General features: G+C 31.0%; 14 protein-coding genes. 5 read left to right on the forward strand and 9 right to left on the reverse strand.

Annotated features, from left to right (window positions below; all coding sequences use genetic code 11):
- Positions 1-22: 22 nt before the first annotated feature.
- The 4 genes from CCO88_RS02710 to pgp2 form a co-directional block, all read right to left on the reverse strand.
- The gene (locus tag CCO88_RS02710; RefSeq protein ID WP_079727732.1) at positions 23-1,411 is read right to left on the reverse strand and encodes an alanine/glycine:cation symporter family protein; all 1,389 of its coding nucleotides are present in this window, start codon (positions 1,409-1,411) and stop codon (positions 23-25) included.
- A 201-nt stretch (positions 1,412-1,612) separates the two neighbouring features.
- Positions 1,613-2,080 carry a tRNA (cytidine(34)-2'-O)-methyltransferase gene (locus CCO88_RS02715; protein WP_002786427.1) on the reverse strand — a complete coding sequence of 156 codons (468 nt, stop codon included), beginning with the start codon at positions 2,078-2,080 and terminating at the stop codon, positions 1,613-1,615.
- A 2-nt stretch (positions 2,081-2,082) separates the two neighbouring features.
- Positions 2,083-3,072 carry an alanine racemase gene (locus CCO88_RS02720; RefSeq protein ID WP_002786429.1) on the reverse strand — a complete coding sequence of 330 codons (990 nt, stop codon included), beginning with the start codon at positions 3,070-3,072 and terminating at the stop codon, positions 2,083-2,085.
- The gene (pgp2, locus tag CCO88_RS02725; protein WP_002779591.1) at positions 3,072-4,049 is read right to left on the reverse strand and encodes a cell shape-determining L,D-carboxypeptidase Pgp2; all 978 of its coding nucleotides are present in this window, start codon (positions 4,047-4,049) and stop codon (positions 3,072-3,074) included. The genes CCO88_RS02720 and pgp2 overlap by 1 nt, the downstream gene beginning before the upstream one ends.
- A gap of 335 nt (positions 4,050-4,384) precedes the next feature.
- Here pgp2 and CCO88_RS02730 point away from each other — a divergent pair, with 335 nt between their 5' ends.
- The 4 genes from CCO88_RS02730 (at position 4,385) to CCO88_RS02745 (ending at position 6,202) form a co-directional block, all read left to right on the forward strand.
- A complete protein-coding gene (locus tag CCO88_RS02730; protein ID WP_002832067.1) occupies positions 4,385-4,678 on the forward strand; it encodes a hypothetical protein in 294 nt (97 codons plus the stop codon).
- A gap of 100 nt (positions 4,679-4,778) precedes the next feature.
- Complete coding sequence (locus CCO88_RS02735) at positions 4,779-5,195, forward strand: copper chaperone PCu(A)C (RefSeq protein WP_002779593.1); 417 nt, start codon at positions 4,779-4,781, stop codon at positions 5,193-5,195.
- A 3-nt stretch (positions 5,196-5,198) separates the two neighbouring features.
- Entirely contained in the window at positions 5,199-5,651 is a 453-nt protein-coding gene (locus CCO88_RS02740; protein ID WP_002779594.1) for a hypothetical protein, read from the forward strand.
- Positions 5,648-6,202 carry an SCO family protein gene (locus tag CCO88_RS02745; protein WP_002839294.1) on the forward strand — a complete coding sequence of 185 codons (555 nt, stop codon included), beginning with the start codon at positions 5,648-5,650 and terminating at the stop codon, positions 6,200-6,202. The genes CCO88_RS02740 and CCO88_RS02745 overlap by 4 nt, the downstream gene beginning before the upstream one ends.
- Before the next feature lie 5 nt (positions 6,203-6,207).
- On the opposite strand, the gene cysK is transcribed toward CCO88_RS02745, so the two are convergent.
- The 3 genes from cysK to ciaB all read right to left on the reverse strand — a co-directional run bounded on the left by cysK (position 6,208) and on the right by ciaB (position 9,443).
- Positions 6,208-7,107, reverse strand: a complete 900-nt coding sequence (cysK, locus tag CCO88_RS02750; protein WP_002799388.1) for a cysteine synthase A — start codon at positions 7,105-7,107, stop codon at positions 6,208-6,210.
- Positions 7,108-7,234: 127 nt separating this feature from the next.
- Positions 7,235-7,525, reverse strand: coding sequence for an HU family DNA-binding protein (locus tag CCO88_RS02755; RefSeq protein ID WP_002779597.1), 291 nt, complete (start codon positions 7,523-7,525; stop codon positions 7,235-7,237).
- Positions 7,526-7,601: 76 nt separating this feature from the next.
- The gene (ciaB, locus tag CCO88_RS02760) at positions 7,602-9,443 is read right to left on the reverse strand and encodes an invasion protein CiaB (protein ID WP_002799701.1); all 1,842 of its coding nucleotides are present in this window, start codon (positions 9,441-9,443) and stop codon (positions 7,602-7,604) included.
- Positions 9,444-9,507: 64 nt separating this feature from the next.
- On the opposite strand from ciaB, the gene CCO88_RS02765 reads away from it, so the two are divergent.
- Complete coding sequence (locus CCO88_RS02765; RefSeq protein ID WP_002781726.1) at positions 9,508-9,921, forward strand: acyl-CoA thioesterase; 414 nt, start codon at positions 9,508-9,510, stop codon at positions 9,919-9,921.
- Positions 9,922-9,966: 45 nt separating this feature from the next.
- On the opposite strand, the gene kcuS is transcribed toward CCO88_RS02765, so the two are convergent.
- Together kcuS and CCO88_RS02775 are read right to left on the reverse strand one after the other, a co-directional pair.
- Entirely contained in the window at positions 9,967-10,164 is a 198-nt protein-coding gene (gene kcuS / locus CCO88_RS02770) for a KCU-star family selenoprotein (RefSeq protein WP_002779600.1), read from the reverse strand.
- A complete protein-coding gene (locus CCO88_RS02775) occupies positions 10,145-12,256 on the reverse strand; it encodes a carbon starvation CstA family protein (protein ID WP_002779601.1) in 2,112 nt (703 codons plus the stop codon). The genes kcuS and CCO88_RS02775 overlap by 20 nt, the downstream gene beginning before the upstream one ends.
- Positions 12,257-12,314 lie beyond the last annotated feature (58 nt).

A 12,314-nucleotide genomic window follows, 5' to 3' on the forward strand; every position in this document is an offset into this window, starting at 1 on the left:
CCTTAAAATTAAGGCTTTTTAATCAGTCCCAGCATTCAGCATTTTTAATACCTAGTTTTGAAGCGCTGAATTTTGGATTTATTTTAGAGTCTTGTTGGGTGTTGAAATCTTTCAATACTTTATTGACTATACCCCCTAAAAGAAGTAAAGAAACAATATTTGTAACTGCCATAAACGCCATAGTTAAATCCGCTAAACTCCAAGCAAGTTTTAAATTCATTTGAGAACCTATAAAAATCATTGCTACAGCAGTAATTCTAAACAAATTCATGACTAATTTGGAATTTGTAAGATATTTTACATTAGCTTGGGCATAATAGTAATTCCCTATCAAAGAAGTGATAGCAAATAAAACAATAGCTATAGTAATAAAATGGACTCCAAAACCGCCATAATATTCACGCATTGCTTCTTGTACTAAAGGCATTGCGGTTAAAAGAGGTTTTCCATCGGCTCCAACATTAAAATATGCCATAGAAAAAAGAACCAAAAACCCTGAACTTGTGCAAACAATAACATCAATCAAAACCGAAAACGCTTGTATAATACCTTGTTTTGCAGGGTGACTTGTAAGAGCAGCAGCGGCAGCATTTGGAGCAGAACCCATGCCCGCCTCATTTGAAAAGAGTCCTCTTTTAATTCCTATAACCAAAGCAGAACCAGCAAATCCACCCAAAATCGCTTTAAAATCAAAAGCACTTTCAAATATAAGCACTATTACAGAAGGAATTTTTTCAAAATTAATCAAAACAGCTATAAAGGCAAGTAAGATATAAGCTAATGCCATAAAAGGGACGATTAAAGAGCTTACTTTACCTATTTTTGTATGATGTGAAAAAAACATCCAAATTCCAAAAAGGGTTAAAATAATACCAATAATCATAGGCCAAGAACTTGAAGCAAAATCTGTTGTAGCATTAGGATTAAACATATCATAATAAACTTTAAAAGCCGAAGTCATAGTTTGACTTTGAAGTCCGTTAAATCCATAAGCATAAGTAATAATAAGAATAAAAGCAAAAAAAGCTCCAAAAAAATGAGAACCTAAAGCTTTTTTTATATAATAAGCAGGACCACCTTTAAATCCTCCTGTATTATCTTTAGACTTGTAAATTTGTGCTAAAGTGCTTTCTGCAAAAGCTGAAGCACCACCAAAAAACGCCATAAACCACATCCAAAATAAAGCACCCGCTCCTCCTGCAGCGATCGCGATAGAGATGCCTGCAATATTTCCTATACCTACCCTAGAAGCTGTTGATATCATCAAAGCTTGAAAAGGAGATATGTGCTCTTTGGTATGGTTTTCATTTCTTTCAGTTAGAATTTTAAAAACGGATTTTAACATGCGAAATTGTACAAATCTAGTTAAGAAACTATAGTAAATTCCGCAGATTATAAGTAGAACTACCATTATAGTATCAGTATATGGCAGAACATATTCGAGAATTTTTAATATCTTTTCATCGAATGGAACTGAGGGGTTTAAAGTTAAATTTTGCTCACCCATATTTCTCCTTTAAAAAAGTAAAATTCGCTACAACTTTAGCATATTTTTTATGAAAAAATATTGATAATTTACAAAATATTTAAAAAAATATAAAGTTAAGTAAGATTATAAACTAAAACGATCAAAATTTTGACGCAAGGCTTCATAAGAAACAATGCCGACACTTGTGGCCAAATTTAAACTTCTACCACAAGCTTTCATAGGGATTGTAATGGCATTATCCCAGTTAAGCTGCATTAATTCCATCGGTAAACCATAGCTCTCGCTACCAAAAAATAAAAAATCATTTTCTTGAAATTTGGCTTGAAAATAAAATTTATTACTTTTTGTTGTCGCAAAGAAAAAACGATCTTTGTAAATGAGATTGTGTTCAAGAAAGATATCTAAACTTTCCCAAATTACAGGCTCAAGCTTTTCCCAATAATCAAGCCCTGCTCTACGCACTGCTTTTTGAGAAATATCAAAAACTATGGGTTTGACAATATGCAATTTAAAACCCGCATTAAAACACATTCTACCTATACTGCCAGTATTTTGAGGAATTCTAGGATGAACTAAAACAATATTAAACATATTTACACCAATACTCTTGGGATATCAGGATGGAGTTTTACTAAAATTTCATAATTGATAGTATTGAAAAAATCTGCCCAAACATCTGCATTATCAAACACACATATTTCCTTTCCAAAATCTTGACAAGAAAAACTATCCATTGAAATTTTACCTAAAATTTTTTGTTTATTGGCTAGCAATAAATCTCCCTTGCCATCATAACGAAACAAACCATCTGCATAACCCAAATCATAGGTAGCTATTTTGATTTTTTCTGTCGCACTAAAAGCTCCACCATAACCTACACTTTGACCTATTTGTAATTCTCTATGACTTAATCTATGAGCATATAAACTTAAAACTTTTTTTAGACTTTCATCACCATAACCAAATTGCGCTAAGCCTGTTCTACAAAGCTCATCTTCGGGTATTTTTACAGCTCTAAATAAAGCCGGGGAATTATGCGAGTGAAATATCAAATTTTTATAAATTTGTTTAGCAATATCTTTAGCTTTAGAAAATTTTTCCCTTTGAATAAAAAAACTTGCATCCATTTCATCTGCACCTGCAAAATGTGTAAATATACCCTCTAGCTTCAATGCAGAACATTTGATTTTCAACAAAGCTTCATTTAAATCCTCAACGCAAACTCCATTGCGATGCATTCCTGTGTCTATTTTAAGATGTATTCTTGTATCGTTTTGATAAGCATTGATTTTATCTATATCATTTAGAGCATAAATAAATTTAGAATTTTCTTTGCCATGTGGATGGTGAGAAAGAATTAAAATATTATCAAAAAAATCTTCGAGCTCATAAGCTTCTTTTTCATTTTTAACTGCTATAAAATTAACGCCCAAAGTACTAGCAATCGGAGCTAAAATTTTTGCTCCATGCCCATAAGCATTATCTTTAAAAACACAAATCAATCTTGAAAAGCTACCTATTTTTTCAGCTATAATTTTTAAATTGCTTTCATAAGCTTTTTGATTGATTTTAATTAAAGACATTATTGTTCTGCTAAGATTTTCATTTTTCCCTTGCTATCAATTTTAACATATAAGATTTTATCCCCTTTAAATTGATAGTTTTTAGTATAATAATCCTCATAAAATGAAATTCTATACATAGTCTCATTTTCTACATTCGGATAAGGGCTGATATTTATATCCGAAAATTTAATCTTTTTGTCTTCTTTTCTAGAAAAAATAGACTTTTTCATAGAAGCAAATTGTTCAAATTTCATTTTATCAAAACGCTTAAATTGTTTCTCATCGTAGAAATTTAAATAAGTATTTATATCGCTATCTGTCCAAGCTAGCTTCCAAGCAAAAAGATCTGCAAGTAAAGCAGCTATATCTTCTTTTTTGGCTCTTACTTTTTCTTTTTCCTCTGTCATAGCAAATACTTTTTTATCTTGTACTACTTTTGCAAATTCTTCAAGATTTTCATTAAATAAGGCTATGCAACCACGCGTTTTAAATTCATCCAATCTTGTTCCATCTAAAGGATAGCCATGTATCCAAATCCCTCCGCCTGTTTTGCCTTGAACTTTATCAAGTAAATTAGGATAAGTTGTTGCAAACGCAAAAGGACCATAATAAGGATCCCCTGGATTAAATTTGCGTCCAAGCTCATAAAAGCCTACTGGAGTTTTTAAATCCCCCTCAACTTGTTTATCCCCCATAAGTCCTGTAATGATAGCTTTTTGTTCAAAGTCTTGTTTAATCTTCCCATCACTATAAGAATAAACACGGAGAATTTTATCTGTCTTATTTGTAAGCACAATAGCAACATCATCATCGTAATATCCTAAAGAGATATTTCTATCGCCTATTTCATCTAACCAAAAATCTTTATTTGTTAATTCTTTTTCAATTGCTACACCTACAGCATCTAAACCCTGATTTAAATAAATTTTTACCAAATCAGAAGCCCCAAGAGCTGAAATGCATATAAAGTAAAATGCTAAAATCTTTTTAAGCAATGCTTTTCCTTAAAACTGTATTTATAATATTTTTTGACAAAAATGTCTGTGATTATATTATTTTTTTTCTTAAAAAATATTAATTATATTAAATTTTATTATGCTATAATTGATTGTAGAATATCCCAAATCACGAAAAAATCAATTTTAAAGGCATTGTTTTATTATCATGAAAAATTTTTTATAGCAGCAATATTTCTGATTATATTTTCATTAACCTTTTATATTTTATATGATAAAAAAAGGATAATGTGTTTAAACTCAATACCTGCCTTCCATTAAAATGTGATTTAAATTCTCAAGATTGCACCTTTTTGTTTAAAGGAAAATAAATTTTGGTATCTGCTTATCCTAAACCTATAAAAATCTTTAAAAATACCGCCATTAAAGTAAGTAATTTTCCCTTTGATCCAAATTTAAAAATTAAAATTTATAGTTTAAACTCATATATAGGAAACATTATCCCACAATTTACAAACACAAAGGATTCAATTATTATAAATTTTACAGGAAAAAGTGTTACAGATGATTCTCGCTTTAGGGTTGAGTTTTTAAACAATGGCTTTTTCTTTGATTTTGATGTTACTTTGCAAAAAATATACAATAGTGCAATCTTGCCTCAAAATTAAATTTAATAAAAAATTTCATTTTTTAAAAAAATAATTGATTATTTTCTTTTGTTTTGATATAATTAATAATTATTTAATACTAAAATAATAAGGATAAAATATGAAAAAAATTATCACTTTAAGCGCTTTGCTTGCATTAAGTCTTTATGCTAAAGATATAGAAATCAAAGATGCATTTATTAAACAAACTCCACCTAATGCTGTTAATAGTGCTATATTTCTTACCATTGTTAACAATACCGATAAGGACATCTCTTTAATAGATGCAAAAACTGATATCAATCAAGTGAGCGAATTACACACTCATGAACATAAACATGGTATGAAAGCTATGATACAAATTCCTGAGATACCTGTTAAAGCACATTCTAGTACCGAGTTAAAACCTGGAAGTTATCATATTATGCTTTTTAAGCTTAATCAAGCTATTGATGAAAATACTAAAGCGAATTTGACTTTAACTTTTGACAATAATCAAAGTTTAGAAGTTCGTGACATAGGATCAAAAAAGTTATAGATAATGAAAAAAATATTTTTTATTTTGGCCTCAGGCCTATCTCTTTTAATTCTTTATATCATATTTGATTTTTATGTTTTAAAAGATAGAACGACTTTAAGTCAAACTGAGGTTTTATCACCTCTAAGCTGTGATTTAAATATCGAAAATTGCACTTATAGTTTTAAGGATAGAGAGGTTTTGATTTCTATGGATCCAAAACCTCTCCAATCCTTAGAAATCACCAATTTAAAAATTAAAAATTTAGGAAATTATAAAAATTTAAAAATTAAAATTTATGGCTTAAATATGTTTATGGGAGATATAATGCCTAGAGTTACTAAAATAAATGAAACAGATTATGAGTCAAGATTGGTTTTGGCTGCATGTGTTCTTGAAGTTATGCGTTTTAGAGCTGAAGTTTTTGAAGATGATAAACCTATAGGTTTTCATTTTGATTTTGATCTAAAAAGATGAAAAAGGTTTTTTTATTTGCAGTCGCCTTTGTTGCGATGGGTATACTAGCTTTTTGTTTGATAAATAAAAACCAATACGACTTTAATCTAAGATCTGCCTTTAAAGAGCAAACTACTTTAGAGGATTTTAAGGGCAAGAAACTTATAGTTTATTTTGGTTATACTTTTTGTCCTGATATTTGCCCCTCTACTCTCTCTTTAATCGGTAAAAATTTAAAAGCCCTTAAAGATCCAAAAGCTCATGTTCTTTTTATTTCTTTAGATATTTCTAGAGATGGTAATTTAACTTCAACTAACGAATGGTTAAGATATTTTTATCCTAATGCGGACGCTCTTATTGCAAAAAATGATAGCGTTTTAAAGAAAGTGGCTAAAAATTATGGAGTTCAATATCAAAAAATAGATATCAATGATTCTGTGATGAAATATTCCGTTGCGCATAGTAGCGAAATTTTTCTCATCGATGAAAACGGAAAGCTACAAAAGATCATTAGAGATTTGAATCCTGAAGAAGTTGTAAAAGAGCTTAAAAATTTTCTAAGCTCTAAATAAAATTTTTAAGCAAAAAGATCGGTTGAAAGATATCTTTCAGCTGTATCATTTAGCATAGTAAGAATTTTTTTATCTGGAAATTTTTTAGCCAAAACACTTGCTGCAAACACATTTGCACCACTTGAAATTCCTACCATAAGACCGTTTTTAGCGAGCTCTTTAGCTGTATTTATAGCATCTTCATTGCTAACTGTGATGATTTCATCTATAATATCTTTATTTAAGATAGCAGGGATAAAATTTGCACCTATACCTTGTATCTTATGACTTCCAGCTTCACCCTTACTAAGTAGCGGAGAGGCTAAAGGTTCTACAGCAACGACATGAATTTTTCCTAATTTTTCTTTTAAAATTTCACCAACTCCACTGATAGTTCCACCTGTTCCAAAACCCGCTACAAAAATATCAAGATCATTATCCAAATCTTTTAATATTTCTAAGGCAGTAGTTTTGCGGTGTGCATTTTTATTGGCCAAATTGTCAAACTGCGATGGCATAAAAGAATTTGGGGTATTTTTTAAAATTTCATTAGCTTTATCCACTGCACCTTTCATACCTAAACTTGCAGGAGTTAGTTCAAGTTGTGCTCCAAAAAGAGTTATCATTTTGCGTCTTTCTATACTCATAGATTCTGGCATAGTGGCAACAAATTGAAGTCCTAAATCTGCACAAATCATTGCTAATGCAATACCTGTATTTCCGCTTGTAGCTTCGACTATAACAGTCTTAGAATCGATTTTGCCCTCATTTAAAGCGCTTTGGATCATTGCAAAAGCTGCTCTGTCTTTAATTGAATGACTTGGATTTAAAAATTCGCATTTAGCAAAAAGATTTGCACCAAATTTCTCTAATTGTATTATAGGAGTATTGCCTATAAGTTCATTTACTTTTTTATAAACTCTCATAAAACCAACCTTTCAAAAATTTAGTTTCAAGTAAGTTTATAAAAATAAAGTAAATAAAGGATATAAATTGTCGGATTAATTTAAATTTTTTATTTAAGCAGGGCTAGAAAAATTTCTAGCCTTAATATTATTTTTTCTTTTTAGCTTTTGCAACAGCGTCTTTAAGGTTTTTACCCACTTTAAATTTAGCAACTCTTGTTGCAGGAACCTTAATGGTTTTACCAGTACTTGGCACTCTTGCTTCTCTTGCGGCTCTTTCGGCTGTTGAGAAAGTACCAAAACCTATAAAGCTAACGCTATCACCTTTAGCCAATACATCAGTGATAGTAGAAATAACTGCATCAGTAGCAGCAGTAGCATCTTTTTTTGTTAGCCCAGCAGTTTGAGCAACTTGCGAAATGAAATCTGCTTTAGTCATAAAAGCTCCTTTGTTTTATATTGAAACGCCTAATTCTAGCATATTTAGAAAACAATATCAAGTAAAAACATGTTTTTTAGGATTTTTTTTGCATTTTATAGCGCTCAAATTCCCCACTATTGTCAATTTCATTGCCTATTTTTTCATATAGATCATAGTAGAATTGAACAAATTCTTTGCATTCTGGATAAAGAGGCATAAAAATATCGTTTTCTAAAGCACAAAAACGATTTAAAAATTCTTTAGCATCAAGCTTTAAAGCATAATGTTTAGCTAAATCATGATAATTTTTTAAAGTTGCATCTTTAAAATTTTCATAATATTCCAGATTAAAATTAACATTTAATCTATTGTTTTCAAATTTCAAAACTCCACTTTGAAATAATAGTGATAAATGAATAAGTCCTTCTGTATAATAAGGCTTAACCTCTTCAACTCTTTGCCAAGCTATCAAAGATACAGCTCTTTTAATAAGTTCATGAAAAACAGGTAATTTCAAATCCTCTTGTTCATGATAAAAGAAATTAACAAGTCCGCCACTTGTTGCCTTATATTCTTCGATATTTTTAAAAAAACCACTTTGATTCATAAGTTTTTCACTGTCTTTAGCGATAAAAAATATATGACCAAATTCATGTCCTATAGTAGAAACCTCATAAACTCTTTTCCAAATTTTTTCTTTGAAAAATAAAATATCTCTTCCATAATCCAAAAAATCTTTATTAAAAATTTCACTAGCAATTCTCATAAAAGGTTTTGTTTTAGCATTTTCATAGACAAAATTTAAAAAAGCAAAGATTTTTTTGCCTGCAATAGAACTTACAAATTCATCATTAGGAACAACTTGCGCAGAAAACAAACCCTTAAGCTCAGCTCCATAATAAATCATCGGTGCGCAAACATAAAGCTGTGTTTTATCAATATTATGCAAAACTTCATTTTTAAGTTGCTCATCTTGAATTCCGATATTTTCATATACGCGCATAAAGCTTTGCTTGATATCTTTTGAAAATTTCAAGGCATCAAAATCACTCTCATCTTCTATTCTTATATCCCACTCTAAAGCTACAGCATGAGTGTAATTATCTTCATAGTATTCTAAAGGATGACCTACTTGTAATGGAGATTTGACTTTCATCCATGCAAATTCAGCCTCTTGCCACGCTCCTATAACCTTTTCTTCTTCCTTTTCACAAAAAGCTAGTTTTAGCTTTTGAAAATACTCTATATAAGCTAACTCATCTTCATTTTTAGCTATTTGTTTTAATTTATCAATCATATCATCAAAAGCAAATTCGAGTTTTAAAATTTCATCTTCAAAAAATCTTGCATAAGGAACAAATTTCCACATATTTCCTATTCTTACCAAAACACCATAGCTTCTTTCGCAAATATCACCCTTTGGAGTTGTTTGATAGAGTTGATTTTTTCGTAAAAATTCCATCGCATCGTTTAAATTTGGAAATTGAGTTGCTAAAATTTTATTGTTTTTTTCTATAATCTCTTTAGTCCAAGAAACTTCAAAAGCATTGATAACTAAGCCTATATTATGCACTCCTTGGATAAGAACTTGATAAAAATCATTTACGATTTTTCTTTCTTTGATCTCATAGATTAGCTCTTGATGCTCTTTTTCATAAAATTTTCTTATCTCTTCATAGAATTTATGCTTAAGCTTGGTAATTTTTTCTTCTTTGAAATTATTTTTTTTCCACTCCTGTATCAAATTTTCCTCTTTAAGATCTACTAAGCGTCTTAATATAGCCAAAAGAGTTGTTTTATCTCTTTTCAACTCACTAAGAGTTAAAAGTCTCTCAAAATACTCGCCCCATTGCTCAGAATCTAAAAGATCATAAAAAAGATTGATATTTTCTTTACGATTTTTTACAAGTTTTGCTAATTCTTTGAAATTATTCATACTTTTATTCTCCTTTTTTAACTTTATTGAATTATAATTCATTTTTTAAAATAAGGAGTAAAAAATGAGAGATATGGGAGAACCAAAATTAAAAATTGTTGCAATGCCAAGTGATACCAATCCCGCAGGTAATATTTTTGGTGGATGGATACTTTCACAAATTGATTTAGCAGGCGCAATAGCAGCTAGAGAACTTTCTCCTGAACGCGTCGTAACTATATCTATGGATAAGGTAGTTTTTAAAGAGCCTGTTTTTATAGGTGATATAATTTCTTGCTATTCTAAGATTGTTAGCGTAGGAAAGACTTCTATAGGTGTAGAAGTAGAAGTTAGTGCTCAAAGAGTGGATTCACAAGGCTGTACTTCTTGCATAAACGTAACCTCTGCCTTAGTTACTTATGTTAGCGTTACAAGAGAAGGAAAGAAAAAGCCTATTAGTGAAGAATTAAAGAAAATTCATGGATTTACAAATACTTAAAGCTTAATTTTTTGTATGATAAAAACTTTATCCTTGTTAAGCTTATCAGCATTTATTTAAACCGCCGCTGTTATATTTTTTATCTAAACATTCCTTGAAAAATTCTCCTCTAGTTTTTGGGGTTTTTTCAGGATGTTTGTGTTTCATGTGTTCTAAATACTTATCATAACTCGAAAGTCCCACTAAGGGATGAAAAAACCTTTCGGCTTTTTCATAGTAGTGTTTAAACTTTTTGAAATTCATCAAGTTTAATATATTTGGTTTCTTTTAGTGGAATTTTAATCTTACCTAGGCAAATTCCTATGCAAGAGAGTATGACAAGCAATGTGGCCAACATGAAAAACACACAAAGAATGGCATTGATTAAATTTCCGATCTTACTTTGAGTAGCTACGGAAATTTCTTTTTCAATTGCTGCAATTTCATTTTCATCTTTGGCATTGTTTAATTTCAATTCTAAATCTTGAATTTTTTGACTTTGTATAGTAACTGCTGCCACATGGCTTACAGCATTTCCTACTTTATTTCCTTCTTCGTAAGGCATAACTTTTTGTATTCCTCCATATAGGGTTGCTACCAAAACAAATGTAGCAGGAATTAAAGTTACCCAAGTGTATTTTGCCTTGCCCATTTTTACAAGTATGGCTGTAGCAAGAAGTAAAGCCATACCTGCAAGCATTTGATTGCTTACACCAAAGAGAGGCCAAAGGGTATAAATACCACCTTTAGGATCAATCGCACCTTGATAAAGAAAATATCCCCATCCTGCAACACTCAATGCGGTTGCTAAAAGTCCAGCTGGATAATTATGAATATTTCCCAAAGGTTTATAGACATTACCTAAGATATCTTGCACCATAAAACGGCAAGCTCTAGTTCCAGCATCCACAGCTGTTAAGATAAATAAAGCTTCAAACAATATAGCAAAATGATACCAAAAAGCCATTAGATCAATACCACCAAAAAGCTCATGTAAAATTAAAGCTACGCCTATAGCAAAAGTTGGAGCCCCACCTGTTCTAGAAAGTATAGTGTATTCTCCTATATTTGCAGTTAAAGTAGAAATTTCTTCAGGAGTGATACTAAATCCCCAACTTGAAATAGCTTGCGCCGCACTTGCAACATCAGATCCTATTAAAGCAGAACTCGAATTTATAGCAAAATAAAGTCCAGGATGTAAAATACAAGCACAAATTAAAGCCATAATTGCTACAGCACTTTCTGCAAGCATAGAGCCATATCCAACAGGCAAAGCATGAGTTTCATTTTCAAGCATTTTTGGAGTAGTTCCACTTGAAATAAGAGCATGAAAACCACTAATAGCACCACAAGCAATGGTTATAAACAAAAATGGAAAAATAGCACCCGCAAATACAGGACCTGTTCCATCAAAATACTGAGCATTGGTTTTTGGCATTTGCAAATCAGGTGCAACGATAATAATAGCTACAGCCATTACAACAATAACACCAATCTTTAAGAAAGTAGAAAGATAATCTCTTGGAGCCAATAAAAACCATACAGGTAAAACAGCTGCGATAAAGCCATAAGCCATCATAATAATTGCCAAAGTTGGAGCTTCTAATGTGAATATTTTCGCCCAATAAGGATCAGCAGCTATAACACTACCATAATGAATCGCTAGAATCAAAAGTATAAAACCTATAACTGAAGCCTCACCTACTCTACCTGGGCGAATAAAGCGCATATATACTCCCATAAAAATTGCTATAGGAATAGTCATTGCAATGGTAAATAATCCCCAAGGTGACTCTGCGAGAGCTTTTACAACTACCATAGCTAAAATAGCGATAATAATAAGCATGATACCAAAAATTGCTACCATTGCAACACCACCGGTAAATTTACCCATTTCATCTTTGATAATTTCGCCTAAACTTCTACCTCTTCTACGAGTGGATATAAAAAGCACAACAAAGTCATGAACCGCACCTGCTAAAACACCTCCCACTAAAATCCAAAGCATAGAAGGTAAATATCCCATCTGAGCAGCCAAAATAGGACCCACTAAAGGACCAGCACCTGCAATAGCAGCAAAATGATGTCCAAACAAAACTGTTCTATTTGTAGGAACAAAATCGCGTCCATCATTTTCTAAAACTGCAGGTGTAGCACGATTTTTGTCAAGTTCTAAAACCTTATACGCTACAAAGCGTCCATAAAATCTATATCCTATCATATAGATACACACAGCAGCAACTACTAGATAAATTGCTGATACACTCTCGCCATTTTGTAAAGCTAAATGAGCAAAACAAATAGCACCTAAAGCTGCGACAAACAACCATAAAATTTTAGTTCCAAAACGAGCCATAGTTCTCCTAAAATAATAAAAATATTTCAAAGGATACCAAATTTATAAATAAATTTAA

It is taken from the genome of Campylobacter coli LMG 9860 (genome assembly GCF_000254135.1).
GTDB lineage: Bacteria > Campylobacterota > Campylobacteria > Campylobacterales > Campylobacteraceae > Campylobacter_D > Campylobacter_D coli.

Coding starts and splice junctions, on each gene's coding strand:
- CCO88_RS02710 (WP_079727732.1), bottom strand. CDS start 1,411: ATGGTAGTTCTACTTATAATCTGCGGAATTTACTATAGTTTCTTAACT.
- CCO88_RS02715 (WP_002786427.1), bottom strand. CDS start 2,080: ATGTTTAATATTGTTTTAGTTCATCCTAGAATTCCTCAAAATACTGGC.
- CCO88_RS02720 (WP_002786429.1), bottom strand. CDS start 3,072: ATGTCTTTAATTAAAATCAATCAAAAAGCTTATGAAAGCAATTTAAAA.
- CCO88_RS02735 (WP_002779593.1), top strand. CDS start 4,779: ATGAAAAAAATTATCACTTTAAGCGCTTTGCTTGCATTAAGTCTTTAT.
- CCO88_RS02740 (WP_002779594.1), top strand. CDS start 5,199: ATGAAAAAAATATTTTTTATTTTGGCCTCAGGCCTATCTCTTTTAATT.
- CCO88_RS02745 (WP_002839294.1), top strand. CDS start 5,648: ATGAAAAAGGTTTTTTTATTTGCAGTCGCCTTTGTTGCGATGGGTATA.
- cysK (WP_002799388.1), bottom strand. CDS start 7,107: ATGAGAGTTTATAAAAAAGTAAATGAACTTATAGGCAATACTCCTATA.
- CCO88_RS02755 (WP_002779597.1), bottom strand. CDS start 7,525: ATGACTAAAGCAGATTTCATTTCGCAAGTTGCTCAAACTGCTGGGCTA.
- ciaB (WP_002799701.1), bottom strand. CDS start 9,443: ATGAATAATTTCAAAGAATTAGCAAAACTTGTAAAAAATCGTAAAGAA.
- CCO88_RS02765 (WP_002781726.1), top strand. CDS start 9,508: ATGAGAGATATGGGAGAACCAAAATTAAAAATTGTTGCAATGCCAAGT.
- kcuS (WP_002779600.1), bottom strand. CDS start 10,164: ATGAATTTCAAAAAGTTTAAACACTACTATGAAAAAGCCGAAAGGTTT.
- CCO88_RS02775 (WP_002779601.1), bottom strand. CDS start 12,256: ATGGCTCGTTTTGGAACTAAAATTTTATGGTTGTTTGTCGCAGCTTTA.